Here is a 26,256-nt window from a genome sequence, read left to right as displayed (position 1 = left end):
GGCGGGTACTCCCTCGCTGAGCGGATGGCTTGGTGATGGCGAGGTAGGCCGGCGAGCGACTGGACACCGGCGAGCGCGTGAGGACATGAGAAAGGACTCCCCACAGGCGTGCCTTCACTCGGTGCGGGTCAGAGCTGGTTGCCGAGGGCGATGAGCCAGTTCACCCATGCGACTCCCGCGCCGGCGAGCGCGGCGGCGCCGACGCCGACGAGCACCCCGACCCGGCCTTTGGAGGCGAGGGCGGGGTTGCCGTGCGACGCGCCGAACGCCCAGCAGATCGCGGAGACGATCACCATGAGCACCGCGACGATCAGCACGATCGTCAGCAGGGCGCCGATGACCTGTTTCAGATCGCCGATGCCGCCCAGCCCGTCGAAGTCGGGGAACACGTCCATCACGCACCGCCGGCTTGGACGGTGATGTGCAGGTGGTCGATGTGCTTGGTCGTGATGTCGGTGCCGCGGGTGTAGTCACGCCAGCCCTCGGCGTCACGCGCGAGAGACCAAATCTGGTTCTGCCAGATCAGGTACTCCACGCCCAAGACCTCGGCATGGTCTCTCAGCCAGTTCGTGAGCGCCCATCCGGCTTCGAGCTGCGCGGGCGTCGGGTACTGGCCGATCGCGTTACCGAACGTCACGTCACACGCGCGGCCCAGCGGGTGCTCGGAGACGGTGCCCGGACGGGGCGAGTAGCACGCCCACGAGGTGTCGGGGAAGGCCGCGCGGGCCTGGGCCATGACGTGCGCCATGCGCGCGGTGATCTGCCCGCTGCTGGTGGGGTCATCGACCATCCGGTCGGGGTCGCCGTCCAGCGGTGCCGGCGCGCCCGCGGTGCCGCCGCTGGTGTCGCATCCAGCGGGGCTGCCGACGGTGGCTTCGGGCAGGTCGGCCGCGTTGTGGTCGTTGAGCCACGCTGCGGCGTCGACGGCCTCGCCATTGGTGCCGCCGGGCCGGACCTCGAAGTGCAGGTGCGGTCCCGTGCTATTGCCGGAGCTGCCGACATCGCCGATGTGCTGGCCCGCGGTCACCCGGTCACCCGCCGAGACGTGGATGCCGGACTGCCACATATGCGCGTAGGCCGTCGCCACCGTCGCGCCGTCGATCTGGTGCTCGATGACGATGAGCCCGCCGTAGCCGCCGGAGAACTCGGCCACGGTCACGGTGCCGTCCGCGACGGCGAGGATCGGCGTACCGTCCGGTGCGGCGAAGTCGGTGCCGGTGTGGAACGACGGCTCCCCGGTGATCGGGTGGATGCGCGGCCCGAATGGGGAGGTCATCACCCAGGTGCCCTCGGGCAGCGGGAACACGACCCGTGAGGACTCCGCGACCGGACCCGCCGCCAACGGGGCGGCGGCCGGGCCGGCCGCACCCGTCGCGCCGGTGAGGGCGTCGAGGATGCGTTCGGCGACCGGCTCGTAGTTGCGGTAACGGTCCGGATAAGCACTGACCTCGACGGCCTGCGCGGCCTCGCCGGGGTCTATCTGCGCCCAGCCGGGAATGTCCAGCAGGCCCCGCGGTGAGGGATAGTTCGGGCCATCGGGTCCGCCGTAGAACGCGCGGGCCTGATAGGTCGTGTCCATCAGCTCCGCGACGGTTCCCCAGCCGGATTGCGGGCGCATCTGAAACAAACCGAGGGAGTCGTGGTCGCCGCCGTTGCCGTCGTTGGGGTAGTTCACGGACTCGGGGTAGGCGCCCGTGTTGGCGAGCTGGCGCAGGGTGCTCTCGGTGAGCGCGGCCATCAGCGCGATCTTGATGCCGGCCCGGCCGACGCCCTCGATGCTGCCGCCGACCGTGACGATCGTGGCCGCGTGCGTGAGCTGCTGCCGGTTCAGCGTGAAGGTGGTGCCGTCTTGGGTGGTGACGGTCAACGAGTCGGGAACGGTGCCCACGGTGACGCTGCCGCCGGGGACGGCGCAGTTCGCGGCGGCGGGGTTCATCAGCACGCCGATCGACAGCAGGACGCAGGCAGGCCCGAACAAGACGAAGGCGAGTCCGAGGATGAGGAGCTTCTTGACCACGACGCGCCTCCTGTCATCGCAGCGGGTTGTCGAGCTGCGACAGGCGCAGCACATGACACAGGCCGGTGCGGAACTCCGGTGCCGGGGGCGGGCAGGCCAGGAAGATCGTGAACGACACCGGATGCTCGCTCGTGACTGTCTCGCCGTTCCAGACGCCCTCGCGGTGCCGGGTTCCTTCGATTGTGACCGCGGTCGCACCACGCGGGAGCTGGCCGGGCTGGGCCTGCTCGACCGCGGTGTCCCATGCCTCGGGCACAAAGGAGGACTCGATGGTGAGGTGCTGGGTGGTGGCGTACTTGCGCAGCTCGATCCACGCCTCACGCGGGGGCAGATAGGACGCGATGTCGGAGGCGAGGCCGGCCTGTTCGGTGCCGGACGGGTCGCCCACAGCGAGGATCACGCTGGTGTAGTCCAAGGGCATCAGCCCCGAGCCGGTATCCCACGCGAACAGGGCCTCGGCGACGTTGCGGGCGAACTCGTCGGGATCGCTGGACGGCGTAACCTGCGGCAGTCGCGGCGTGTCCGGCCCGGTCTCGCCCGGCGCGGTGACCGCGGGGTCTGATCCGGGATCGGATGTGGCGGGTCGCTGGGGGCCGGCGATGAGCCCGTAGACGCCGATGCCGATCAGGATCAGCAGGGCGAGGCCGGCGGCGATCATGGCGATCAGGCGGCCACGGGACCAGGAGGCGGGATTCGTCTTCATATTGCCAGGTGCTCGCCGCCCGGAACGACGACGGACGGCGGCGGCGACTCCGGTCAGAGGGCGCGCAGCAGCGGCCGACCGTCCGACTCAGCGGCGACGGTAGCGCGGGCGGTGCGGAGCTGATCGGCGAACTGGGTGGTGCCCTCGACGGTGGCGAAGAATGCCTCGGCCTGCTCGTCGGTGAGCTCGATGGCCAGCTCGTCGACGTCGTAGTGGGTCCACCACGCTTCCAGGTCGGCCCAGGTCAGAACGAACGCCCGCACCGGGTACCGCGCCGGTCCCTCGTCTTCAGCGGCGGGGCGACGCTTCGGTGCTGTCGGCTTCGCCGCCTTGCTGGTCTTGGTGGCGTGGACGCGGGCCAGGGCTTCGTCGGCCAGCTCGTGCAACCGCCGGTCCCGCTCGCTGTCGGCCTCGGCTTGGGTGTCGCGGAGGCGCTGGAAGATCGGGTTGACCGCCGCGCCGGCCTCGATTTGCGCCAGCCCGTCCCGCGCCTGCGCGCGCGCCGTCTCGGAGACGGTCGGGTCGTCGGCCAGGTGTTGCAGGTAGCCGATCTGTTCCAGCCGGCTGTAGGACGCCGAGCCGGTCACCATCCGCGCCGCCTGCGCGCGAGCGTCCCCGAGCTGGTGCGAGTCCGATGGTCCCGTCGAATCGGCGGGACCATGCTGTCCCGGCTCATGACCGTCTTGGAACTGGGTCTTGGCCTTGCGACGGGCGGCGTCCTCGGCCATGAGTTCCTTGATCTCCCGGTACAAGGCGGCGGCCTCGATCGGGGTGAGCGGCTTGTGGAGCTGGTTGTCGTCCTGCTCGGCCAGCAGATGCCCCAGCCGGTCCGAGATGCCGGATCGCACCCACACGCTGACGCGCCGCCAGCCGAGCTTCTTGATCGCCGCCATCCGACGTGCCCCGCACACCAGCACCCCATCCGGGGTGATCGTCGGCGGCTGCAATAGCCCATCCCGGTCGATCGACGCCGCGAGCGCGTCCAGGTCGCCCAGGTCCGTGCGGTGCCGCTGGCCGACAGTGATGGAGTCCACCGCCCGCTCCAGCTCGATGTGCCCGGCCGGTGCGCTCATCCCGCACTCCGCGCCTTCGTCGTACCCGGTGCAGCCAGCGAGAGGGTGAGCACGAGGTCGTCATCGCGCAGCAGCACTGGCAGCGTCTCGCCGATCAGCAGACGTAGCAGCACGCCGCGTCCCGCGCCGGTCGCCGCGAGCGTCGGGTCCGGGCAGCCGAGCAGGGCGCGCAGCAGCACCGCCCAGGAGCGTCCCGGAAGGTCGATCAGGGCTCTGGCGTGCTTGTCGCGTCGCAGCGTCTCGTAGGCGGTGTGCCGGTTCCCGACGCGGGTCAGCGCGACGCAGACGTGCTCCACCGCCGAGCGTGCCGTGCCCTCGGGCCAGTCCAGCAGCATCAGCAGCGTGATCGCGTCCTCGACCGCCGACGCCGCCGTCGTTGCCGCCGGCTCGGCCGGTGTCTGCTGCGGGGTGTCGTCGCGGTCGTGGGCGTCCTTGATCTGGAACGCGGGGTGATAGTCGCTCAGGACGTTCTCGCGGTCGGAGAGTCGTTCGGGGTCGTGGAAGATCGAGTAGCGGGGCCGGCGTGCCTGGTGGGTCGAGCACAGCAGCCCTTGGCCGCGTTCCTCGGCGATGCAGGTGATCCTCACCGCGTGCGTGATGACCGCCCACGGGTCATCGGCGGTGCGGGCGGCTTTGGTGCGCATCACGTCGAACGCCGCCGACGCGGCCTCCCACGGATCGAGCCGGTGCTTGTGCGCCAGCGCGGCGTACTTGTCGGCCGCGAACGCCATCAGCTCTGCCGCTGCCGGGTCGTGCTCCCAGGCGCCGCGGCCGGCGGTGTGGAGCCGTTTCAGCAGGGCGCGCAGGCCCTCGCTGGTGCGGTAGTTCTCAGCCGGCTGGCCGCTGGTCTCGCTCATGGTGCTGGTGTCGTTGGTCATGGTTTGGGCACCTCCCGACGGAGAGGTGCACCCGCAGACGACTGCGGGTCTCGCCTTGACGGAGTGGGCGCCCATGACTCATCACCACCCGGCTACCTCATCCCGACCCCGGAGCGGCGTGGTCCCTGCTCGGTGCCGCCGCGACGGCCGAACGCGCTCAGAGGCGGCAGACGCTTGGCTCGTTCGGCGACCCAGCGTGCGCCCTTCTCAATCGGGGCGCGGACATGCCGGTTCATATCGGCGGTCCGGTCGATGCCCCGGCGGGACAGCCGGCCGCCGCCTTGGGCGATCAGGTCGGTCGGGCGCACCCAATCCACGCCCCGGCCCCGTACCCGCGCCAGCTTCTCCTTCGCGCCCTTGCGGGACTCGGCGTCCTTGACCGCATCCGGCGTCCCCGCTGCTTCGGTGGTCTCGGCCGGGTCCGGGTCGTTCCGCTCATGGGGCGGCGGCTCGGGCTCGGAGCGATGCTGCTCCTGCATCCGGTCCTCGTCGTTCATGGCAGGGCTCCTTCCATCTCGGGCTGCGACTCGGAGGGGTCCGCCTCATCGGACTGGTGGGCACGAGGCAGCCAGCGGCCCACCGTCGAGGGATGCACGCCCAGGTGCCGGGCGATGGCCTTGTTCGACCAGTCCTGCTCTCGCAGCTCTGCCGCGAGCGCCCGTCGATCCGGCCCGCCGTCCGAGTCCGCAGCGGTGACGCCTGCCGCCGTAGGTGGCGGGTCGAGAGGTGCCGTCTCGCTCTGTGGCGGGGCGGTGATCGGCTCGACCGCCGGCGGCACCTCGAGCGCGGTAGCGGGGCGTGCGGTGGCGCGGGTCAGCACGACGGTCAGATGAGTGATCGCCAGCAGTACGACCGGTGGCACGGCAGCGACCGCGGCCGCGAGCGGGCCGGGCACGTCGGCGTCGGCCGCGACCACCGCGTGCAAGCTGTTCGCCGTCACCGACACCGCGGCACCGCCGACCAGCAACGCCCACGGATACCACGCCGCTCGCTCCCCGGCGAGGGCGACGACGGCGACCGTGGAGACCACGATCACGCCGTCGACGATCAGCGGCCACGCCCACGCCTGCCCGGCCCCGATCCCGGAGCGGCGGGCAAGGTCGGCCAGTGACGTGAACGACAACCAGAACGCGCCGGCAGCGATGAACACGGTCCCGGCGACCGAGGTGATGACCGCCCACCGGCGGCCGCGTAGCTCCTTCACGACAGCCCCCGCGTGGCGGGCGCCCGCTGCTGCACGTTCACGCGAGCGAACTCGCCCGAAGCCGATGCGGCGGGACGGTCCCGCCGGGCTCCGGCGCCGACGCTGCGATAGGCGCTGTAGACGGTGCGGGTGATTTCCCGCTCCCCGAAGTCCGACTGCGCGGCCGTCACCATCGCGTCCAGGGCATCCGTGAGCGGCACCCCGCCCTCGGCTAACCGGCACGAGGCCCAGAAAAGTTTGAGGTTGCGGTCGGTGGCCTGCCGGCCCAGCCACGTTGCCAGCCGCTCCGCGTCCTCCCGCCGCACCGGCCCGCCGAGGCGCGGCCGGGGCGCGGGCCGAGGATCGAGGAAGTCCCGCAACCGGCCCGCATCTATCGGCCGGGCCGCACCGGCCGCGACCTGCTCGATCCGGTACGGGGTGCGCACGCCGTCGAGCCGCAGCAGCGAGGGCGGAGCGATGATGTAGCCGCCGTCCCCGCGACAGTCGATGCCGACCTTCCCGGCCTGCCAGGATCGTTGCGTCTGGTGCGGGTCGGCTGGGAAGTAGGCGTGCTGGCCGCCGGTGGGTGTGCGCACGACCGCCAACGGCTCGGGGATCAGCCCGGCCCGCGCCGCCCGCGCATAGGCGGCATACCCGTTGACGCCGTGCACATCCACGTCGATCACGACCAGCCCCGAGACGGCGCCGGTCGGGATGCCGATGTTCGCGGTCGGCCGCGACCGCCACCACCCCTCAACCCGGTCCAGGTCGACGTTGGCTTCGTGGAACCCGCGCTCCGGGATCGGCCGCTTCCCGGCCGGCGCGCAAGGGAACACCGGCACTCCGGCGCGCGCCAGCTCACGCGCCGCGACCGGCAGCGGCGTCCCGTCGAGCTGACCGAACACGGCGGCAGCCGTGGCGGGGGCGACCATCACAGGCCCCGTCCCGAGCCGACTGAGGCCGCCGGTGTCTCCCGTTCCGGCAGCGGCTCGACCCGGCGCGCGGCCTGCTCTGGCGTTTCCTGAGACTGCGACGTGCGCTCCGGGCCACCGACACGCAGGGACAATGGGTTGCCGTTCCCGAGCTGCGGCGTGTCGAGCTTGTCAAGAACGTCGAATGCGGTGCTGCGCACCTGCTCGCCCGTAGCTCGCACGACCGCCACGGGGTCCTTCCCATCGACGTTGGCCGCCCATCCGGCGACATACGGGATCGTGTAGTCGCTGGTGTCCATGCCGTGCGCGGCGGCGATCATCAGCGCGACCGACTCGGCGCGTACCTCGCTGATTCCTCGATGCTCGCGGGCGTCCTCTTGCTGGTTCGGGCCATCCAGCCGGACGTGCGCCAACTCGTGCGCGAGGGTCTTGACCTGCGCGGCCGGGTCCATGTCCGCGCAGACCATCACCTGACGGGTCTCGAAATCCGTGCAGCCATTCGCGCCCCGCTCGATGCGGTCGCGCGGCATCCGCAGCACCTCGAACCCCAGCGACTCCGCCTGCCCGGTCAGGCCCTCCCACAGCCCAGCGGGGGCTTCGCCTTCCAGCAGCCTCGGACGCGGCAGCTCGGGAAGCGGGTCTCCGTGCGTCCTCGACACGTCCCACACATAGGCCGGCACGACGCTGACGATCCGCCTGCGCACGACCTCGCCCGGCCGCGGCTTCTCCCACTTCCCGAGCCGGCGCCACGACGCTGGATCGCGCGGGGTCGCCGATGCGAACCTCGCCTTGACCGGACCGCGAATCCGATAGCCGCCGTCCTTCTCCGGCCAGCGGCCCATCTTCCGCCAGTCGTTGTACCCGGCAACCCACGTTGGCGTCGGTGTCGGCACCCGGCCCTGTTCGTAGGCTTCAAGATGCTGCGCCCAGATCAGCAGCGTGTTGTTGAACGAGCGGGTGCGGAACCTCGCGGCGAACTCGATCGCCTGCCGCCAGTCATCGCCCGACACGAGTTCCTCGACCGAGCGCACGATGCGTTCTTCCAGCGCGTCGAGCGTCGCTTGCCGCGCCGCCTGCTTGTCCTCGTTCGCAGCCATCGTCTGACCTCCCTCCGCCAGGGCCACTCCGAGAGGGAGCAACCGTGCGACCGCGAGGTACGCCGGGAGGATCAGGAAGACGAGACGGACGACGGAACGATGCTTCGGACCGTCAGGCTCCGCGATGAACCCGACGAGTCTCTACCGGACTACCGGTTCAGAGCGCAGCGCGGACGGTTCTCATGCCGATCCTGCGGTTTTCGTCGGGGCGGATGCGCGTTTCACCCGGTCGCTTGCGTCCGTACGCGGCTCAGCGCCCTGTAGTTGCTCGGGGTGACACCCACGCTACGGCGGAACTGGCGGGCGGCGAAGTCAGGATCGCTCCAACCCACCTCCTGAGCGATCACCGTAATCGGCGCATCTGACGTGCGTAGGAGCGCCGCCATGCGTTCGGTGCGCAGCATTGTCAGATACGCGATGGGCGACTTGCCGAAGGCTTCCACGAACAAGCGTCCGACCTGTGATTTGGACAGATGGACTTCGTTGGCAAGGTCGGTCACGGACCACCGACGTTCGGGTGCGGCGTGGAGCAGGTCAGCAGCCTTGCGCGCTTCGGCGCGAAGGGGACTGAACCGTCGAATCCGAGGTGAGGTTGGCCATGCCGTAGCGCGCTGTGTCGAGCTTGTGCGGACCTGAGAGGTCTTGATGAACGGCGCGATGACATGGGCGACGCTGAACCATAGGGCTTGCATCCGGTAGAAGGTTTCCACGGGTCGGCTCTCGGCGCTCAACGCAACCAGCTCGTCCAGCCACGGCATGAGCATGCCGGCCCGGTCCTCGCCAAGTCGGAGGATCTGCGCTGGCTCGGTGTAGATCGTTGACGCGAACTCCGCCGCGTCGAGTCGATCACGCAACACACTCGCGTGCTGCCAGAACACCTGATCGACCACATAGTCCGCGTCGGCATAGACAACCGTGGCCGTGATGTGACCCTCCGGCTCAATCCCGCAGAGCACATTTGCGCTGAGCAAGACGGCATCACCAAATCGGACCGGTCGCTTACCGAACTCGCTCAGGAGTATTGCTGAACCGTCACGAACGAAAGCGAGTTTGATCCAGTCGAACGCAACCGGGTCAGCGGGCCGGTACGCCGTTCTTGTGAACGCCCGGATCGGGCTGAAATCCACGCCGTTCGCCGCGAGTGAGGTGCCACCACCGGACATCGGGCAGATGCGCGGTGTCGCGCTCACCATTCATTGGGTCCGGACATGATCACTCGCCGGAGCGAGAGACACTTTCGACCGTGACTCTGGGAATGAGGAGACCAGCAAGGCCAGCGGCGACGATCAGCACGGCCATGATTGCGAACGGGCTTTGATACTCCGAGATCGGCGTGAATGTGGCGAGCATTGCCAGACCGATGGCTCCACCAAACTGTTTGGCGGTGTTCATGAGCCCGGACGCTGCGCCGGCGTCGCGGTTGTCGATGCCTTGGGTGACGGCGGTCGCTAGTGGTGTGTTGAGCAGACCGCCACCGAGTCCGATGATGATCGACGGCAGCAATACCGTCACCGGGTAGTTGGCAACAGGTATCAGCCACTGGGCCAGGAACCCGAGTGCTGCGATCACTGAGCCTGTCGCTACGAGGACCCGGATCGGGTACCGGTCGAGGAGCCGGGGAGCGACCCATGTACTCACCACGAGCATCACTCCGGTCAGCGGTAAGAAGCCAAGCCCGGTGGCTGCTGCTGGGTACCCCATGCCCTGCTGCATGAGGAAGGTCAGGAAGTACCACACTGCGACTTGGAAGCAGGCGCCTGCGAGGAGTGTGGCTGCGTTGCCCGTGATCACTGCTCGGTTGCGCCATAGTCGTGGTGGCACCAGCGGCACACGCGTCATCCGTTGCTGTACGACGAGTGCCACGAACAAGACGCCACTGACACAGGCGGCCACTGGCGTGGTGTTGGCTAGGTTCTCGTCACCGGCACTTGAAGCCGCGTAAGCCGCGGCGGTAAACGCGCCCGTGACCAGCACCGAGCCCAGCACACCGACGCGGCCCCGCACGACCTCCCGCTTTGCACGTGTGAGTACATACGCGGCAGCGGCGACCGCCGCTCCGATCGGGAGATTGATGAGAAGCACGGCACGCCAGGACACATACTCGGTCAGGACTCCGCTGACGATGTTCCCGAGGCCCCCACCGGCCAGACTCGCACCTGTCCAGATCGCGACGGCACGGACTCGGGGTCGTCCTTCGGGAAACCAGATCGTCAGCAAGGAGAACGTTGCGGGTGACAACACCGCGGCTGCCACTCCTTGAACCGCGCGCGCTGCGATGAGCATCCCGCCTCCCACCGCCAGGCCGCCCACCACGCTCGCGATCGTGAACACGAGCACGCCCCCCAACACCGTCCGCGTAGCGCCGAAAACGTCGGCAAGTCGAGCGCCTGCAAGGATCAGCCCAGCGAAGCCGAGCGTGTATGCAAGCACGATCCACGACGTACCAACCGCCGAGAGCGCTAGATCCTCGCGTACCGATGGCACCGCGACGTTCATCACGGACGCATCCAGGACCACCATCAGCTGAGCGACGCAACTCACCCACAGCACGAGCCTTGGTGTCGTCACCCCTCGTTGGTACATGCGTATCATGATACAACTGTATCAAACGAGAGAGGGTGTGCCGCCATGGACGATCTGGATCGACGCACGACAATCATCGAAGCCGCCGAGAGGCTGTTGTCACGCGGCGGAGTCGAAGCCGTGTCGATGCGGAACGTGGCCGTTGAAGCTGGCGTCTCACTGCGGCTGGTGCAGTACTACGGCAAGTCAAAGAACGAGCTACTCACGGCTGTCCTGCAAGCCATGTCCGAACGCAGCGTGCAACATTGGCAACAGGCATTGGATTCCGCGTCCGGGACACAGGACGCTCCTCTGCGGGCATTCTTCGACGCGGCACTACCACACGACGAACAAAGCCGGGCCTTCCACCGCCTCGGAGTCTCGTTGGAGCAGCTATCGGCCTCCGACCCGGACGGCATGGGCGCCATCTACCGAGGACATCTGGAACGGCTCGCGTCCAGCCTTGCGTCGCACATCGACGAACCGGATCCCGCGGCCATAGCGCACGCCTACGAAGTCATGGCCCTCTCCCACGGCTTGGGCAGCTTGATCTCAACCAATGCCATCACTGTGCAGCAGGCCCGTGCCATAGCCTCCGATTACATGGACCGATACCTTGCCACCTGAACATTTGCGACCGCGCTGAACCCTTTCACCGGCTAACGGGCATCGTGGAGAAGGTTACGTAGTGCGGCAGCGGCTTGTGCTGGCAGGACACGTTGCCGAGCGCGGCGAGCTGCTGTGTGTAACTGAGCGCGAGGTTCGGATCTGTGACCCACCCCGGCGGGAGGCCCATCAGCCATTCCACGAAGTCCGGCGCCGGCCGAGGTCCCGCGTCGTCGCTCAGGATCGCGGGGTCTGGGCGGGGCGTCCGGTTATGTGTTCCCATCGGGCAATGGCGCGGGCGTAGTGTCCCCAGCGGTGAAGATGTCCTCGATCAGGGACCACAGAGTCTCTGGTTCGTTGCTCTTGTTCTGCGAGCCAGCCGGTCCGTTGAGTGTGAGGTCGATGATCTGATGGGAGAGCCCCGATCGACCCTCGCCTCGCTCGTACCCGGTCTAGCAACTCCCCGCCTCGAGTCGAGTCCGTCGCGAGTGGGGTTCTGAACAACGTCTTGGCGATGAGCAACGATGAAGAGGCGGAGTCTCGGGTGAGGAGCGCCGACAAGGGACGCTGATAGGCCGATCCATTGCGTGTCATACCGCAGGTCGGCCAGATCGCCGAGTACGGCGCCGGCTGCCCGGAGAGGTCGAGTTGCGAGGTCTCCCAGACCCCACGGGTCGGGTTCCAGGTCGCGAAGGGTTGCAGCGCCGGGGGTTGCGTGGTCGGGGTTGCGTTGCGCATCGGGGTTTCCTTCCAGGGATGCGCGGACGGCGGGTGAGGACAGCAGCCCGCGGACGTTCTCGATGACGACGAGCTGGGGTTGCAGCGCGTCGATCGCTTCGGCCATGTGCGACCAGAGCCCGGAGCGGGTGCCGGGTGCGAGGCCGGACCGCTTACCTACTGTGGACACGTCCTGACAGGGGAATCCTCCGCACAGCACATCAACGGGAGGGATCTCGTTCCAGTTGATCGTGGTGATGTCGCCCAGGTTCGGGACGTCGGCCCAGTGGTGAGCGAAGATGCGCGAGACGTGTTCATTGTTTTCCGAGAACCAGACCGTCTCGGCACCTAAGGCGTACTCGACGGCGAGGTCGAGCCCGCCATAGCCGCTGAACAGTGAGCCGACTCTGATCGGGCGTTCGGGGTCGTTGGGGTCGAGCATGAGGACTCCGGCTGACGGGTGCTCCCCGGTCGGATTCCGCACAGGAAGTCGCTGCCGGGCTGGTCAGCAGCCAGGCGCTCAGCCGTCCGATCCATCGCGGACGCTTCGGCCCGCCGTTCCGCGCACGTCGAGACGCACCGTCATGTCCGTGCCGATCTGCCAAACGCGCCGGATCCCTCCCGCGCGCCACCCGAGCCACCACACGTCTTTCAGACGAGGCGCGAGCCGTCCCGAGTCGCATCGGATGCGACCGGACTCGCGGGCTCACCTGCCCTCCGAACGACGGCGGAAGGAGCAGCCCAGGTGACGGTTTCGATGCGCGTGATGAGCGCGGGCGATGGGTACAAGTACCTGTTGAAGTCCATCGCCGCGGGCGATGGCGACCGGAGCCTGAGCACGCCGTTGACTCGCTACTACGCGGAGGCGGGGACACCGCCGGGCTTCTGGATGGGCTCGGGGCTGGGTCGGCTCGGGCACGGCGAGCTGGTCGAAGGAGCCCAGGTCTCAGAAGCCCAGCTAGCGCTGTTGATCGGGATGGGCCATGACCCGATCACGGGCGATCCGCTGGGCCGCGCCTACCAGCAGTTCGCGTCAATCGGAGAACGGATCAAGCAGCGCGTCGACGCCCTCGACCCCGAGCTGGGGCCGGCCACTCGAGCGCAGGAAGTGGCCGCGATCGAGGCGGCGGAAGCCGAGCGCCGCACCCGCCGCGCGGTAGCCGGTTACGACTTCACGTTCAGCGTGCCGAAGTCAGTCTCCACGATCTGGGCGGTTGCAGACGCCGGCACCCAAGCCCTGATCGCAGACGCGCATCATGCGGCGGTTGCAGAGCTGGTTGCGTTCCTCGAACGCGAGGTTGCCGCAACCCGCGTCGGTGCAACCGGCCCGGATGGCGCGGTTGCGCACGTCGATGTCGCCGGTGTCGTGGCGGCGGCGTTCAATCACTACGACAGCCGCGCCGGTGACCCGCAGTTGCACACCCACGTCGTCATCAGCAACAAGGTTCTGACCGTGCAGGACGGCCGCTGGCGGACCCTCGCGGGCCGGCCCATGCACGCGGTGGTCGTCGCGGTCTCCGAGCTCTACAACGCTGCTCTGGCCGATCAGCTCTCCCGCGTCCTCGGCGTCGAGTGGGTAGCGCGCGAACGTGGCAGGGACCGAAACCCGGCCTGGGAAATCGAGGGCGTGCCCGACGATCTGGTGACCGAGTTCTCCACCCGCTCCCGGCACATCGAGGCCGAGAAGGACCGCCTCATCGCCGGGTACGTCGCCAAGCACGGCAGGCAGCCCTCCGCCCGAACGGTGCTGAAACTCCGGGCGCAGGCGACGCTCGCCACGAGGCCAGAGAAGCAGGTCCGGTCCCTGGCCGACCTCACTAGCGAGTGGCGCCAGCGCGCCAGCCGAGTGCTGCGACGCGACGCGAACGGCTGGGCGCGCACGCTCACCACGGCCAACGCGCAGGCGCCACGACGGGTGCTGCGCGCCGACGATGTGCCGCTGGATGTAGTGCGCGAGCTCGGGCAGACCGTGATGGAGATGGTCGGTGAGAAGCGTTCGACCTGGACCCGCTGGAACCTGCACGCCGAAGCATCTCGGCAGTTGATGGGGTGGCGGTTCGCCAGCATCCAGGACCGGGAGGCGATCACCGGGCTCGTGGTCGATGCCGCCGAGCACGCTTCGCTGCGGCTGACGCCGCCGGAGCTGGCGTCGAGCCCGTTGCAGTTCCGCCGCGCGGACGGCACCTCCGGGTTCCACCCGCACGCCTCGACCCGGTTCTCATCCGAAGCCCTGCTGGCCGCCGAAGACCGACTCCTGACACGCGCCGCTGACACCTCCGGCCCGGTGGTGCCACTGGAGACGGTCGAGAGGATCGCCCGCAAACCCGACGCACGCGGCCGGGTGCTCGGCGAGGATCAGGCCGCGGCCCTTGCTGCGATCGCGGTCTCCGGTCGCGTCGTGGACGTGCTGGTCGGCCCGGCCGGGGCCGGGAAGACGACAGCGATGAACGGGCTCCGGCGGGCATGGGAGAAGGAACATGACGCCGGCTCGGTGATCGGGCTCGCCCCCTCAGCGGTCGCCGCGCAGGTCCTCGCCGATGACCTCGGCATCGCCACCGAGAACACGGCGAAGTGGTGGCAGAACCACATCATGAACGGGACCACGTTCACGGCCGGGCAGCTCGTCATCATCGACGAGGCGAGCCTGGCCGGAACTATGTCGCTGGATCGGCTCACCCATGAAGCCGAGAAGGCCGGCGCGAAAGTCCTCCTGGTCGGCGACTGGGGCCAGCTCCAATCACCCGGCGCCGGCGGCAGCTTCGCCATGCTCGTGCACGCCCGCGACGACGCCCCCGAGCTGACCGATCTGCACCGCTTCACCAACGAGTGGGAGAAGACCACTTCACTCCAGCTCCGCCACGGCCGCACCGAGGCGATCGACACTCTGATCGAGCAGGGCCGGATCACCGGCGGCGACGAGGAAGCGATGATCCACGCCGCCTACACCGCGTGGCGGGCCGATCTTGCCGCCGGGCGCGCGTCGATCCTGGTCACCGAGACCCACGCTACCGTCACCGAACTGAACACCAGGGCGCGGGCGGATCGGATCATCGACGGCACCGTGAACCCCACCCGCGAACTGCCGCTGCGCGACGGCACCGCAGTCTCCGAGGGCGATCTGGTTATCACGCGCGAGAACGACCGGCGGCTCCGCAACGGCCGAACCTGGGTCCGCAACGGCTCCCGCTGGACCGTCACCGGGGTTCGCGAGGACGGGTCGGTCAGCATCCGCCCAGCCGGGCGCAGGTTCGGCGGCGGGATCGTCCTGCCGGCCAACTATGTGGCCGAGCATCTGGACCTCGGCTACGCGATCACCGCGCACCGCGCCCAGGGCGTCACCACCGACACCGCGCACGCGGTCGTCACCGCCACCACCACGCGGGAGAACTTCTACGTCTCCATGACCCGCGGCGCCCACAGCAACCACGCCTATGTCGCCGTCGACCGGGAAGACGCCGAATACGCGGTGCCGCATCCCGGCGACAACCCGAACGTCACCGCCCGTTCGATCCTCTACGGCGTGTTGCAGCACATCGGCGCCGAGCTGTCCGCGCACGAGACGATCACCGCCGAGCAAGACCGCTGGGGCTCGATCGCCCAACTCGCGGCCGAGTACGACACCATCGCGCAAGCCGCACAGCACGACCGCTGGGCGACCTTGCTCGCCGCGTCCGGGCTCACCGTCGAGCAGATCGAAGACGTGCTCGGCTCCGACGCCTACGGCGCGCTGTCGGCCGAGCTGCGCCACGCCGAGGCCAACCACCACGACCTCGACGCGCTGCTCCCGCGGCTGTTCACCGCGCGGAGCCTGAACGATGCCGACAACATCGCCTCCGTCCTGCACGCCCGCGTCGCGCGCGCCACCGCCCGGCCCGCTGGCTCAGGCCGCACTCGCAAGTCCCCAAGGCTGATCGTCGGATTGATCCCGCACGCTGGCGGGCAGATGACCGAGGACATGCGGCAAGCCCTGGACGAGCGCCACGAGCTGATCGAGGCCCGCGCCGACGGCGTGCTCCGCGGTGCCCTCAGCGATAAGGAGCCGTGGGTAGCGAAGCTCGGCACGGTGCCGAAGGACAAGAAGCAACAGGCGGCATGGTGGCGCGCTGCTCGCACAGTCGCGGCCTACCGCGACCGCTACGGCATCACCGACGACCGGACCCCGCTCGGCCCACCGCCGGAGAGCACCAGTCAGAAGATCGACGCCATCCGCGCCCGCGCCGCCCTCAACCGTGCCCAGGCGATCGCTCACGAGGGCGCGCCGGCTGATCCGGTGCGGCCAGCGACCGCATCACGCCCCGCACCGAGCTTGTGAAGCCCCACCAGCGGGGCGGCCGTCAGAGAGAGCGCCCCGGCGTGCCCGGCGACGGGCGCCGATGCCCGAGCGCGCGTCCGACCTCGGGCCGCGTCACAGTCCGGTCCTGGGTCCTGTCGGCGTCGAGTAGGTCGATCACGTCGCTTGACTGAGTGACGAGTGAGGCGAGGCCCTGCTTGATGAGTTCGTTCGGTCCCGCGCTCGTGACGCTGGTCACGGGGCCGGGCACCGCGCCGACGCCTCGGCCGAGTTCGTGTCCGGCGAGAACGGTGGTCATCGAGCCGGACCGGGGACCGGCTTCGGGGATGACAGTCGCACCCGAGAGCGCCGCCATCAGACGGTTGCGGGCCAGGAACCTGTGCCTGGTCGGCGTCGCTCCGGGGGGCAGCTCGCTGACCAACAGCCCGACCTCCCCGATCCGGTTCAACAACTCGCTGTGCCCGGCCGGGTAGGGGCGGTCCAACCCGCCGGCCAGGACGGCGATCGTGTGTCCGCTCGCGGCGAGCACGCTCTTGTGCGCGGCCCCTTCGATCCCATAGGCGCCACCCGAGACCACGACTCGTTCTTCATCGGCCAGACCCATCGCCAGTTCACCCGCGACATGCTCGCCATAGTAGGTTGCGGCGCGCGCGCCCGTGATCGTGGCCCGATCACTCAACGCCGTCGTCAAGAACGAGACCGCGCCGCGCGTCCACAGCAGGTACGGCGCACGGTCGCCCAAGTCGTTCAGGCCGGCGGGCCATTCCCTGTCTGCCGGGACGAGCGTGCTGAGCCCGTGCCGCTCCGCCTGAGCTACCTGATCCAGCAGGCCGGACGTGAAATGTGCCGTCAGCCGTTGGCGCCACATCAGTGTGTCGGCGCGGGCCAGGCCGGGCACTTCGTCGTCGGACTCGATCAGCCGCAGCGTCTCGACCCCGCCGTGGCGGGTGAGGACGTACCCGGTGGTCGGGTCGTTCGGTTCGGCGATCATCGACAGCGCGATCCGCGCCATCCGCTCACCCTGCACCTGCTCCGCCAACGTCGCCATGATCGGTGTCCCTTCCGCTCCAAGGTCACCGACGAGGTACACGCCTGCCTGCCGCCGGGGGTTCCCTCTGTCACGAGTCAGTCGTAAACTCGGTAGCGAGGCAGGTTCAGCAAACTACGCGGGTCCTTCGGGACGGCCCCTCGCGGGCACTCGGTTCATAGCCGCCTCCACGACGGACACCCGTCGCGCTATGACGAGGAAGAGAGACCCGCAATGCTCCGCACGTCCGTGGCGCTCAGCGCACGAGGCTATGGCGTACTCCGATACGCACCCACCAACCTGCTGCTCAACGCCATCCGCACCAGACGCGGCCTCAAGTGGGGCATCCCCGCGATGCTGCTCGCCGGGGTCTACCTCTACGCCGCGGCGATCTGCACCACGATCATCAACGACGGCGGCCCCGGCTGGCTCCACCTGCTGGTCCTGGTGTTCGTCTGGAACGCCTTCAAGTTCATCTGGATCGGCCCCGTCAGTCTGATCCAGCTCGTGCGGCGCAGGCGCCAGGAGCGTGTCGGAGGCTGCCGATACGCTCGGACACGCCGGCAGGCTTCTTTGACCTGACTCCCGCGCCCCTGGGATGATGAGAAGGTGAACGGCCTCTAGGAGCACGCCTGCTCGTGCCGGAACGTACGAGTCGAAGGAGTGCTGATGGGTGCAAGGACGATCCACCCGTTCCCCGCCAGGATGGCGCCGGACATCGCCATCGACCACCTGGACTCCACTGCAGACGAGTCGGAGCTAGTGGTACTCGACCCGATGTGCGGGTCAGGGACGGTCCTCGCCGCAGCGGCAGACAGAGGCCACGCCGCACGCGGGTTCGATGTCGACCCTCTCGCAGTCCTCATGAGCTCCGTTGCCACCCAGGCCGTTGACACCGAGGAAGTCGTCGCCGAAGCTGAGCGCATCTGCGCACTTGCGCGAGCATCCAGCGTGGACTCACCCCGATGGGACGACCCAGAGACTCAGAAGTTCGCCGAGTACTGGTTTGCGGCACCTCAGCGCACTCAACTCAACCGCCTCGCACGGGAGCTGGACGGGATCGGCGATGATGCCGTTCGTCAGGCTCTTCAAGTGGCGTTGAGTCGGATCATCGTCACGAAGGCGCCCAAGGCCTCGCTGGCGGCCGACACATCGCACAGCAGACCACACCGTGTGGCTACCGAATCTAGTTACGACGTCTATCGCGGGTTCGAGGGGTCTGTTGCAAGCCTCAAGAAGCTGCTCGATGAGCGATCCATCCTTGGACAGGTTGAGGTTCGTAGGGGAGATGCGCGCGCGCTCGATTTGCGTAATTCATCGGTTGACTTGATTATCACTTCACCGCCATACCTAAATGCGATCGACTATCTACGCGGCCATAAGATGTCGCTGATCTGGTTCGGACACACGATCCCTGAACTGCGGAAGATTCGTTCGAACAGCATCGGGGCAGAACGCGCGCTCGACGGCGACGCTCTAAAGCAGGTCACAGATATGGTGCAGTACATAAAGGACTCGGTGGACGCGCCGGATCAACTTCCCATGGCTACGATCACGCGCTACGCGCACGATCTCGCACTTTTCTCGCGCGAGCTTAACCGTGTCTGCAAGACCGGCTCTGAGGTTGTTACGGTAATCGGCAACTCCACACTGCGTGGAAACTATATCCAGAACGATGTGCTCGTCCGAAAGGCGTATGAGCATTCTGGTTTCCTTGTCGCGGCTCGAACTGAGCGCGAGCTGCCGGAGAATAGGCGGTACCTCCCGGTTCGGACTGCGAACCTCGAATCGTCGATGGCGAAGCGGATGCGGACCGAGGTCGTACTGACCGTGAAGAAGCCATGACCACATTCTTCGAGTCGGGCACTGTCACAGACCACATCAATGTCGAAATCAGTTTCCAGATCATCGGCCTATTCTCCGAAGGTCTCTATAGCAGCCCCAACAAGGCGATTGAAGAGCTGGTCTCAAACGCTTTTGACGCCGATGCGACGTGCGTACATACCGTCATGTCACCTGACCGAGCTGCGAGCGACGCGTCTATCGCCATCCTTGACAACGGAACTGGGATGGATGCAACCGGGCTCAAGGTCCACTGGATCGTCGGCGACTCCGTCAAGGCCAGCAACCGCACAACCGCCCGTGGTCGCCGTACCATCGGGAAGTTCGGCATCGGCAAGCTCGCAGCTTACGTCCTGGGCACCCGCCTGACACACATCACGAAGGCGGACGGGAAATTCTTCTCGACAACCATGGATTTCAAGGCGATTCCAACGCCTCCACCGGCGAACGAACGCACTGACGAGTCTGAGCGCACCGCGACGCCACCAGTCCAGCTTCCGCTTCGCGAACTCACCGAGGAGGAAGCGCACGGAGCCGTTCGTCCCTGGCTGTCTGACGACACCGGCCGCGAGAACCTGACTCTCTTTGGAGACGAGGCCGAGGACTCCTGGACCGTGGCGATCATCACCGAACTCAAACCGATGGCGATCGAACTCTCCGCAGGCAGGCTTCGATGGGTTCTATCTACCGCCATGCCATTACGCGATGACTTCTCCCTGTATCTGAACGGCAACGAAGTCGTCGCCTCGAAAGCATCCGCGAAGCAGGTCGGGACGTGGGTTCTCGGCAAAGATATTCTCACCATCCCGAGTCCTGCTCCAGAGGAGCTAGACGCGGACACGGACGAGAAGATTCCTGAAGCCGAGTACCAGCACTTTCTCCTAGTCGACAAGAGTCTGGGCCCTGTTAGTGGGTACCTTGAGCTCTACGAAGATCCCATCGATGCGGGAAAATCTGAAGCAGTTGGGAGAAGCAACGGCTTCTTCGTCTACGTCCATGGCCGACTCATCAACCCCGACGACTCAGGGTTCGGAATCGACCGAAACAGCCTTCGCCACGGCACCTTCTCGCGGTTCCGCCTGGTTATCAACATCGATCGTCTCGACGCCGAGCTCCGATCCAGCCGCGAGACTCTGCTCGCGAGCCCCGTGGTCGAGCGCGCCCGAGAACTCCTTCGTGGTCTCTTCAACCTTGCACGAACGAAACTGGACGCACACGAAACCGAGACCGCTCGCGAAAGGCGGGCATCACAGCGCTTCGCTGACAGCCCTGCGAGCCTCACGGAACGACCGATCCTGCGAATGGTCGTGGACTCGTATGAGGAGAAGATTCACTCCCGACATCTCGTACCGATCGACAAGAAGAAGTTCCCGACCGCCGCAGAGTTGATCGCTTTTCTCGAAAGCCGTATCACTGATGGCGGCGGTCTCATCGGCGATGTCGTGTATGAAGACCTCGGCACGCTGCTTCCAATGGCGATGCTGGACAGCGCAAGCGGGCAGCTCTCGATCAACCTTGAGCATCCCTTTGTGGCGCACTTTGCCGACGAGTTCAACGATCGCAAGAAGAACCTCCCTCTGGAACTTTTCGCAATGGCGGAGATTCTTCTTGAAGCAGGGCTTCACGACGCAAATCTTGATGACTCCGCCGTTTCGACCGTTCTGGACTCTCGCGACGAACTACTTCGCCACCTCGCACGATCGTCGGGCGCGCGCAACTCAATTACCGTCGCGCAGGGCTTGATGGCATCGCTAACTAGCGCCAAGGGCCTTGAGCTTGCGCTGGTCGAGGTATTCCAGCAACTCGGTTTCGAGGCCGTCCCGAAAGCAGCGAAGGACGAGCAGGACGGGCTTGCGGAAGCGTTCCTGCCTGCGGGTGAGCATGGAAAGACTCAGTATCGAGTCTCCCTAGAGGCCAAGAGCAAAGAGAAGCCCGGCGGAAAAGTAAAGAAGAGCGGCGTCGAGGTATCCACTATTGCGCGCCACCGCGATGAAGCGGAATGCGATTTTGCGATCGTTGTCGGACCGGACTTCGAGACCGGTGCAGATGACCTCGGTGCGGTCATGCGCGAGATCCAGGCCGATCGGGTGGCGAACCCGACCAAAGGCATCACCCTCATGCGGGCGAAGGACTTGGCGAGGCTGGTGAGGCTGGCGCCGATCAAGCGAGTGAATCTGGCAAAGATGCGCGAACTGCTCGCCACTTGTCAAAGTCCAGCAGACGCAGAAAAGTGGGTCGATGCCATTGCTCTGTCTCAGCCGGAGTCCAGCCCGCATCAACAAATCTTGGAGACAGTGTGGGAGCTCCAGCAAGATGATCGAGACCACACCGTCGAGTACGCGGCACTCAGAACCGCGCTCCGCCTCACTAAGAAGCTAAAGATTACTGACGCCGAGTTGCGTGAAGAGTGCTTGGCATTGAGCCGTATGGCTCCTGGATACTTCATGGCTCGTGAAGACCGAGTGGAACTCAACATCAAGCCCGAGAACGTGCTGGCCACGATACACGCATATGTTGACGATTTGCCCCAAGCAGATGAAGAGCAGACGTAGGAGGCCGACCAGGCACCTGCTTGTGGTCCAAATGACACCGGGCAACTCCGAAGCCAGAGGGCGCTGAACCTATGAGCAATGCGGTCGGGGCGAAGGCTCGTCGCGAAGAGGAGATTGCGTTCCTGGCGATGGAACAAGTGCTTGGGATCGATATCTCGTTGGCGGACGCGGGTGCTGGTGACAAGATGCCAGACGGTTCTTGGATCTACCCCGATAGCAGAGGACGCAAGGGCATCGTCGAGGTCACGTCGCCGCCAGCCGAGCGCTTGTTGGCTGAGTGGGCGCGAGCGAAGAGGGAGGGTCGGCCACAGACCGAGAGTGGATCGATCCCCACGCGTCTGAATCAGTTTGCGCCGAGACGCTGGCGACGCAGTGGGCATGCCAGAACTTCGAGAAGCTCTTAGCTCAATCGGCGGACGAGCGGCATCTGTTCTTGTTCGCTCGGCAACATAAGGATGGCTCCTACTTCTATCGTCTTTCCGACTCCTACGAAGGTGGGACTGGGGAGGACGTGGACGATCTTGTCCTTCCGCATGGCATCTCGGACGTTTGGTTCCGTGGTCGCGCGAGCCGTGACGTGTCCGATCCGCTCGGTGTAACGCAACTCCGGCTGGCAAGGTTTCAGGCAGCATCCGGCTGGCACCGCTACACGGTCCGCATAGAGGAGCGGCAACTGCCAGTGCCCAACCCGAGCATCGCTGACGATCGAGTTCCGGCAGGTTGGCGGCTGCCAAAGGATCGTACTCATCCCGTCGAGGACTGATGATGCAGGCAAGACTTGTGACCACTCGGACGCCCTTGACTCGGTCAAGCATCCGGCTGGCACAAGAGACGCTTCGACCGAGAAACAACGTGTCAATCAGCCCTTCAAGCCGCAGTGACGAGGGGGACCAAAAGGGGACCAGAATCATGCAAACCATGCATGTCGTGACACGCGCTGCATGACCTGGGGTCCGGAACGACGCGGATTTCGGGATCGGCGAAGCCGTCTGGACGCCTGGGGGTCAGGGGGTCGCAGGTTCAAATCCTGTCAGCCCGACCGTGTGATGTCTCGGGACATCGGCAAGCCCCGAACCTACGGATGTGGGTTCGGGGCTTGTGGTTTCTGGGGCTGGTAGTCGCGTTCTGGGTCGATGACGCGTCGTCCCCCGTTTCGGACACTTCCGGGTGCCCCCGAGCAAGTGGAGTGCCCCGGAAGTGTCCAAGACGCGAGGAGATAGGTGCGGTTTGACCCTCCCCCCAGCAGCGTGACCGGAAGTGTTGCCTATGTCTTGGGACATGCCTTGCCGATGTCCTGAACCAGCACACCGTCAGCCCGACCACGACGACGTCCGAGGACGTCCCACACTCCCGGACCTGCGGAAGCGGGTCCGGGAGTGTCGTGCTTCCGGCTCCGACTACCTACGGACGTCTCGCCCGCCGAGGTCCTGCGGCGAGGCGGCGTTGTACGCAATCACGTGCGTAGCGGCACGCAGATCGCCCGGATCCAGGGATGCCGCGCTCGTGGTGACGACGCTTGCCGCGTGAGCCCGTCCGGGCCCGCGTACGTCCACCTCGTGTAGGAGTCATCATGATCGTTTCCCGTACGTTCTCGGCGGGCTTGGTCGCCGCCGTCGTCTGCTCCCTCGTCGGGACCGCCTCCGTGGCGAACGCCGCCGAGACGAAGGCCCCCGCGGCGAAGAGCGCCGTGACCCAGAAGGCCGCGGCGAAGGCGGCGGTCCGGCACCCCGAGATCGTCGTCAAGGCGCAGTCCGGTGTGGGCCAGCGTGGCTTCGTCGTGCGCAACCAGGGCAACACGACGGTCCCGGCCGGCACGCAGTTCACGTTCCACTCCAACCGCGCGGTCGGGATCGGCCTGTTCGGCGACCCGCAGATCCAGGAGGACTGGGCCATCGGTGTCCTCGGATCGGGCTACGACGGCGACGTGTACCTCAAGGAGCCGCTGCTGCCCGGGCAGAGCAGGACGTTCCTTCTGTCGACGGTCGAGGTCTCGGCCTTCAGCCAGTGGAGCTTCGAGCTGTCCGACCCGCGGACGGCGGCGCTGGACACGAACTACGCCAACAACAAGGCCGGCATCCGCTGCGCCCTCGTCGTCCTGGGGCTGCCTGCCTGCAGCGTCTCCTGACCTCGAGATCCCTGTCGGCTGGCGAGGCTCCCGGACCACACGGTCCGGGAGCCTCGTCATGTCCAGGTCAGCGCGGCGTCGCACCGAGCAGGAGCGGGTCGAGCGTCACATGTCGCGGTAGCGCTGCGCCGCGTCGAGCTTCTCCTGCAGCAGCTCCGGCGTGACCTGGCGGCCCGACTCGGGCGTGAAGTCGGCGTCCGGGGTCTGGTAGAGGCCGGCGTAGGCGGCGGTGTCGCGCTGGTAGCGCCAGCCCTCGGCGAGCGGGCCGACGTCGTGGGCGCCGTAGCCGATCGCGTCGAGGAACTCGGCGACGACCTGCTTGGCGTCGGCGTCGTCACCGGCGATCGCGAGCACCGACCGCTCGGGGTCGCCGTGGGGGCGCGCGAGGCGGGCGAGGTGCTCGAAGTAGATGTTGTTGAACGTCTTGACGACCTTCGACTCCGGCAGGTGCTCCTGCGTGAGCTCGCTGGTGGTCGTCGACTCGTCGTCGAGGCGTGCCACCTGACCGTCGCGCTCGGGGTAGTAGTTGTTGGTGTCGATGACGACCTTGCCGCGCAGCGGGTCGACGGGGACGTCGGGGAGTGCCTTGAGCGGCACCGTCACGACGGCGAGGTCGGCCGCCTCCGCCGCCTCCGCCGGGGTCGCCGCACGCGCCCGCGGGCCGAGCTGCTCGACGAGGTCGCGCAACGTGTCCGGTCCGCGCCGGTTGCTGAGCACGACGTCGTAGCCCGCGTCGACGGCCAGCCGTGCGACCGTGCTGCCGATGTTTCCACTGCCGATGAGTCCGATGGTGGTCATGGAGTCCTCAACGCAGCGACCGCGCTGGACCTTCCCGGCGTGATCTCGGCTCAGCCCGACCTCAGACCAGTGCGCGGAGGGCGGCGTCCGCAGCGCGCAGGGCGTCGCGGTCCCACGTCGACGTCGACGCCAGCAGCTCGTCGGCGCCGGTGCGCTCAGCCAGCTGCTCGAGGGCCCGGCGGACCGTGCCGGCGTCGCCGGCGACGGCCCGCTCGAGCGACGTCTCGACCCTGCGGCGCACCTGCTCGGGCCACTCCTGCGCGCGGATGGCCGCGGGCGACTCCAGGGGCTCGAAGACGCCGGTGCGCCGGGACTGCGCCATCGCCCACGCCTCCGAGAGCGCGAGCTCGCGGGCGGTCGCCGTGTCGTCGGCGACGAGCACGTCTAGCGAGACCAGCACCTGCGGCGCGTCGGCGTCGGGCGAGGGCCGGAAGTCGCGGCGGTACACGGCGAGCGCCGACGGCAGCTCCTCGGACCACAGCGCCGGCCCGCCGACGACGACCGGTAGACCCAGCTCGGCCGCCAGGGTCACACCGCGTCCCGTGGCCAGCAGGTACACCGGAACCGGGCCGCCCGCGGGACGCACGGTCACCGCACCGCGACCAGCCAGCAGGTCGCGCAGCTCGCGGACGTCGTCGGCGAACCGGTCGGCGGCGTCGGGGGTCTCCCGCAACGCCTCGCGCACGGGCGCGGTGAACCCCGACGACCGGCCGAGGCCGACGTCGACGCGGCCCGGGTGCAGCGCCTCGAGCATGCGCACCTGCTCCGCGACGACGATCGGCTGGTGGTGCGGGAGCATGATGCCGCCGGACCCGATGCGGATGCGCGACGTCGCCGCACCCACCGCGGCCATCAGGACGGGCGGCGCCCCGCTCGCGATGCCGGGCACGGCGTGGTGCTCCGCCACCCAGAACCGGTCGTAGCCGAGCTCCTCCGCCCAGACGGCACGCGCGACGCTGCCCGTGAGCCCCTCGGCATCCGGGTGTCCGGCGCGGGTGCGGGAACGGTCGAGCAGGGAGAGCCTCACGCAGGTCCCAACGCTGAGAGGGCGCCGCACCTTCCGCAGCGGCCCGCGCAACGTTCCCCGACCGTCTCCCGACGTTCACCCCGACCTCGCCGTCCCGTACCCCGACCCTGTCTGACTGGCCGGGTGAGGACCGGGACGCCCCGAGCACCCCTGACCCGCCGCGACGTGGTCGTGAGCGGCGTCGGCTTCACCGTCGGCGCCGGCGCCGTCGTCGCGACCCTGCGACCGTCGCCCGCCCCCGCCAGCCGCCACCGTCACTTCCAGCACGGCGCGGCGTCGGGCGACCCGGTCGCCGACGGCGTGGTGCTCTGGACCCGGGTGACGCCGACGCCCGACGCCCGTCCGGGGTCGGGACGCGGAGCGCCGACCGAGGTCGACTGGGAGGTCGCCGCCGACGAGGACTTCGTCGACGTCGTCGCTGCCGGCGTGGCGCGCACCGACGCCCGCCGCGACCACACCGTCAAGCTCGACGTCCGCGCCCTGCAGCCCGCGACGACCTACTGGTACCGCTTCCGGCACGGACCCGACACCGTCGGCGGCCGCACGCGCACGGCACCGGCCGAGGACGACGACGTGCAGCGGCTGCGGCTCGGCGTCGTCTGCTGCGCCAACTGGCAGGCCGGCTACTTCGCCGCCTACCGGCACCTGCTCGACCACGACCTCGACGCCGTCGTGCACCTCGGCGACTACCTGTACGAGTACCAGCCGGGTAAGTACTCCCACGGACCCGACTGGACCGACGTGCGACGTCACGACCCGCCGCACGAGACCGTGTCGCTCGAGGACTACCGCCGACGGCACGCGCAGTACAAGACCGACCCCGACC

Annotated in this window: 22 protein-coding genes; 7 read left to right on the top strand and 15 right to left on the bottom strand. The window is 67.7% G+C overall.

All coding sequences use genetic code 11. From position 1 onward, the window contains the following. Positions 1 to 128 precede the first annotated feature (128 nt). The 11 genes from A6Q81_RS02050 to A6Q81_RS02000 form a co-directional block, all read right to left on the bottom strand. Entirely contained in the window at positions 129 to 395 is a 267-nt protein-coding gene (locus A6Q81_RS02050; protein ID WP_034722682.1) for a DUF6112 family protein, read from the bottom strand. Further along, positions 395 to 2,017: a M23 family metallopeptidase gene (locus A6Q81_RS02045; RefSeq protein WP_286689352.1), complete on the bottom strand. Its 1,623-nt coding sequence runs from the start codon at positions 2,015 to 2,017 to the stop codon at positions 395 to 397. The genes A6Q81_RS02050 and A6Q81_RS02045 overlap by 1 nt, the downstream gene beginning before the upstream one ends. Before the next feature lie 13 nt (positions 2,018 to 2,030). Next, positions 2,031 to 2,720: a hypothetical protein gene (locus A6Q81_RS02040; RefSeq protein WP_286689351.1), complete on the bottom strand. Its 690-nt coding sequence runs from the start codon at positions 2,718 to 2,720 to the stop codon at positions 2,031 to 2,033. Positions 2,721 to 2,773: 53 nt separating this feature from the next. Further along, positions 2,774 to 3,793, bottom strand: a complete 1,020-nt coding sequence (locus A6Q81_RS02035) for a ParB N-terminal domain-containing protein (protein WP_286689350.1) — start codon at positions 3,791 to 3,793, stop codon at positions 2,774 to 2,776. Beyond that, positions 3,790 to 4,671, bottom strand: a complete 882-nt coding sequence (locus A6Q81_RS02030; protein WP_286689349.1) for a hypothetical protein — start codon at positions 4,669 to 4,671, stop codon at positions 3,790 to 3,792. The genes A6Q81_RS02035 and A6Q81_RS02030 overlap by 4 nt, the downstream gene beginning before the upstream one ends. Positions 4,672 to 4,763: 92 nt before the next feature. After that, positions 4,764 to 5,168, bottom strand: coding sequence for a hypothetical protein (locus tag A6Q81_RS02025; RefSeq protein WP_286689348.1), 405 nt, complete (start codon positions 5,166 to 5,168; stop codon positions 4,764 to 4,766). Next, complete coding sequence (locus tag A6Q81_RS02020) at positions 5,165 to 5,875, bottom strand: helix-turn-helix domain-containing protein (protein WP_286689347.1); 711 nt, start codon at positions 5,873 to 5,875, stop codon at positions 5,165 to 5,167. Before A6Q81_RS02020 ends, A6Q81_RS02025 begins: the two co-directional genes overlap by 4 nt. Next, positions 5,872 to 6,786 (bottom strand): bifunctional DNA primase/polymerase, encoded by a 915-nt coding sequence (locus A6Q81_RS02015; protein ID WP_286689346.1) that lies wholly within the window; start codon positions 6,784 to 6,786, stop codon positions 5,872 to 5,874. Before A6Q81_RS02015 ends, A6Q81_RS02020 begins: the two co-directional genes overlap by 4 nt. Beyond that, a complete protein-coding gene (locus A6Q81_RS02010; protein WP_286689345.1) occupies positions 6,786 to 7,883 on the bottom strand; it encodes an ArdC-like ssDNA-binding domain-containing protein in 1,098 nt (365 codons plus the stop codon). The genes A6Q81_RS02015 and A6Q81_RS02010 overlap by 1 nt, the downstream gene beginning before the upstream one ends. A 221-nt stretch (positions 7,884 to 8,104) precedes the next feature. Then, positions 8,105 to 9,073 carry a helix-turn-helix domain-containing protein gene (locus tag A6Q81_RS02005; RefSeq protein WP_286689344.1) on the bottom strand — a complete coding sequence of 323 codons (969 nt, stop codon included), beginning with the start codon at positions 9,071 to 9,073 and terminating at the stop codon, positions 8,105 to 8,107. A 22-nt stretch (positions 9,074 to 9,095) separates the two neighbouring features. Beyond that, on the bottom strand, positions 9,096 to 10,475 hold the full coding sequence (locus A6Q81_RS02000) for an MFS transporter (RefSeq protein ID WP_286689343.1): 1,380 nt from the start codon (positions 10,473 to 10,475) through the stop codon (positions 9,096 to 9,098). A 36-nt stretch (positions 10,476 to 10,511) separates the two neighbouring features. Between A6Q81_RS02000 and A6Q81_RS01995 the strand changes: the two genes are divergently transcribed. Continuing rightward, complete coding sequence (locus A6Q81_RS01995; RefSeq protein ID WP_286689342.1) at positions 10,512 to 11,072, top strand: TetR/AcrR family transcriptional regulator; 561 nt, start codon at positions 10,512 to 10,514, stop codon at positions 11,070 to 11,072. A gap of 310 nt (positions 11,073 to 11,382) precedes the next feature. Here the strand turns inward: A6Q81_RS01995 and A6Q81_RS01990 are convergent, their stop codons facing one another. Continuing rightward, positions 11,383 to 12,210 (bottom strand): DNA cytosine methyltransferase, encoded by an 828-nt coding sequence (locus A6Q81_RS01990; RefSeq protein ID WP_286689341.1) that lies wholly within the window; start codon positions 12,208 to 12,210, stop codon positions 11,383 to 11,385. A 303-nt stretch (positions 12,211 to 12,513) separates the two neighbouring features. Here A6Q81_RS01990 and mobF point away from each other — a divergent pair, with 303 nt between their 5' ends. Continuing rightward, the gene (mobF, locus tag A6Q81_RS01985) at positions 12,514 to 16,080 is read left to right on the top strand and encodes a MobF family relaxase (RefSeq protein ID WP_286689340.1); all 3,567 of its coding nucleotides are present in this window, start codon (positions 12,514 to 12,516) and stop codon (positions 16,078 to 16,080) included. Between the two features lie 22 nt (positions 16,081 to 16,102). Here the strand turns inward: mobF and dprA are convergent, their stop codons facing one another. Next, positions 16,103 to 17,107: a DNA-processing protein DprA gene (gene dprA / locus A6Q81_RS01980; RefSeq protein ID WP_286689339.1), complete on the bottom strand. Its 1,005-nt coding sequence runs from the start codon at positions 17,105 to 17,107 to the stop codon at positions 16,103 to 16,105. A gap of 213 nt (positions 17,108 to 17,320) precedes the next feature. On the opposite strand from dprA, the gene A6Q81_RS01975 reads away from it, so the two are divergent. The 4 genes from A6Q81_RS01975 to A6Q81_RS01960 all read left to right on the top strand — a co-directional run bounded on the left by A6Q81_RS01975 (position 17,321) and on the right by A6Q81_RS01960 (position 23,605). Further along, entirely contained in the window at positions 17,321 to 17,668 is a 348-nt protein-coding gene (locus A6Q81_RS01975; RefSeq protein WP_286689338.1) for a sulfate permease, read from the top strand. 87 nt (positions 17,669 to 17,755) lie between these two features. Then, complete coding sequence (locus A6Q81_RS01970; protein WP_286689337.1) at positions 17,756 to 18,931, top strand: TRM11 family methyltransferase; 1,176 nt, start codon at positions 17,756 to 17,758, stop codon at positions 18,929 to 18,931. Further along, entirely contained in the window at positions 18,928 to 21,480 is a 2,553-nt protein-coding gene (locus A6Q81_RS01965) for an ATP-binding protein (RefSeq protein ID WP_286689336.1), read from the top strand. Before A6Q81_RS01970 ends, A6Q81_RS01965 begins: the two co-directional genes overlap by 4 nt. A gap of 1,570 nt (positions 21,481 to 23,050) precedes the next feature. After that, positions 23,051 to 23,605 (top strand): acid shock protein, encoded by a 555-nt coding sequence (locus tag A6Q81_RS01960; RefSeq protein WP_286689335.1) that lies wholly within the window; start codon positions 23,051 to 23,053, stop codon positions 23,603 to 23,605. A 105-nt stretch (positions 23,606 to 23,710) separates the two neighbouring features. Here A6Q81_RS01960 and A6Q81_RS01955 read toward each other — a convergent pair whose 3' ends face one another. After that, a complete protein-coding gene (locus A6Q81_RS01955; protein ID WP_353681402.1) occupies positions 23,711 to 24,403 on the bottom strand; it encodes an NADPH-dependent F420 reductase in 693 nt (230 codons plus the stop codon). Between the two features lie 61 nt (positions 24,404 to 24,464). After that, the gene (locus tag A6Q81_RS01950) at positions 24,465 to 25,430 is read right to left on the bottom strand and encodes an MsnO8 family LLM class oxidoreductase (protein WP_286689334.1); all 966 of its coding nucleotides are present in this window, start codon (positions 25,428 to 25,430) and stop codon (positions 24,465 to 24,467) included. Between the two features lie 123 nt (positions 25,431 to 25,553). Here A6Q81_RS01950 and A6Q81_RS01945 point away from each other — a divergent pair. Continuing rightward, positions 25,554 to 26,256 (top strand): alkaline phosphatase D family protein (locus A6Q81_RS01945; protein ID WP_286689333.1); only part of this gene is annotated, 703 nt, incomplete at its 3' end.

The organism is Aeromicrobium sp. REDSEA-S38_B2, assembly GCF_001628525.1.
Lineage (GTDB): Bacteria > Actinomycetota > Actinomycetes > Propionibacteriales > Nocardioidaceae > Aeromicrobium > Aeromicrobium erythreum.
Note: the sequence above shows the minus strand (reverse complement) of the source record. Positions and strands in the feature narration are given on the sequence as shown.

What these genes read in the sequence shown, in the direction of transcription:
- A6Q81_RS01960 (WP_286689335.1), top strand. Translation starts at nt 23,051, where the DNA reads ATGATCGTTTCCCGTACGTTCTCGGCGGGCTTGGTCGCCGCCGTCGTC.
- A6Q81_RS02035 (WP_286689350.1), bottom strand. Translation starts at nt 3,793, where the DNA reads ATGAGCGCACCGGCCGGGCACATCGAGCTGGAGCGGGCGGTGGACTCC.
- A6Q81_RS01970 (WP_286689337.1), top strand. Translation starts at nt 17,756, where the DNA reads ATGGGTGCAAGGACGATCCACCCGTTCCCCGCCAGGATGGCGCCGGAC.
- A6Q81_RS01990 (WP_286689341.1), bottom strand. Translation starts at nt 12,210, where the DNA reads ATGCTCGACCCCAACGACCCCGAACGCCCGATCAGAGTCGGCTCACTG.
- A6Q81_RS02015 (WP_286689346.1), bottom strand. Translation starts at nt 6,786, where the DNA reads ATGGTCGCCCCCGCCACGGCTGCCGCCGTGTTCGGTCAGCTCGACGGG.
- A6Q81_RS02050 (WP_034722682.1), bottom strand. Translation starts at nt 395, where the DNA reads ATGGACGTGTTCCCCGACTTCGACGGGCTGGGCGGCATCGGCGATCTG.
- A6Q81_RS02025 (WP_286689348.1), bottom strand. Translation starts at nt 5,168, where the DNA reads ATGAACGACGAGGACCGGATGCAGGAGCAGCATCGCTCCGAGCCCGAG.
- A6Q81_RS02010 (WP_286689345.1), bottom strand. Translation starts at nt 7,883, where the DNA reads ATGGCTGCGAACGAGGACAAGCAGGCGGCGCGGCAAGCGACGCTCGAC.
- A6Q81_RS01965 (WP_286689336.1), top strand. Translation starts at nt 18,928, where the DNA reads ATGACCACATTCTTCGAGTCGGGCACTGTCACAGACCACATCAATGTC.
- A6Q81_RS02000 (WP_286689343.1), bottom strand. Translation starts at nt 10,475, where the DNA reads ATGATACGCATGTACCAACGAGGGGTGACGACACCAAGGCTCGTGCTG.
- A6Q81_RS02040 (WP_286689351.1), bottom strand. Translation starts at nt 2,720, where the DNA reads ATGAAGACGAATCCCGCCTCCTGGTCCCGTGGCCGCCTGATCGCCATG.
- A6Q81_RS02030 (WP_286689349.1), bottom strand. Translation starts at nt 4,671, where the DNA reads ATGACCAACGACACCAGCACCATGAGCGAGACCAGCGGCCAGCCGGCT.
- A6Q81_RS01995 (WP_286689342.1), top strand. Translation starts at nt 10,512, where the DNA reads ATGGACGATCTGGATCGACGCACGACAATCATCGAAGCCGCCGAGAGG.
- dprA (WP_286689339.1), bottom strand. Translation starts at nt 17,107, where the DNA reads ATGGCGACGTTGGCGGAGCAGGTGCAGGGTGAGCGGATGGCGCGGATC.
- A6Q81_RS01975 (WP_286689338.1), top strand. Translation starts at nt 17,321, where the DNA reads ATGCTCCGCACGTCCGTGGCGCTCAGCGCACGAGGCTATGGCGTACTC.
- A6Q81_RS01955 (WP_353681402.1), bottom strand. Translation starts at nt 24,403, where the DNA reads ATGACCACCATCGGACTCATCGGCAGTGGAAACATCGGCAGCACGGTC.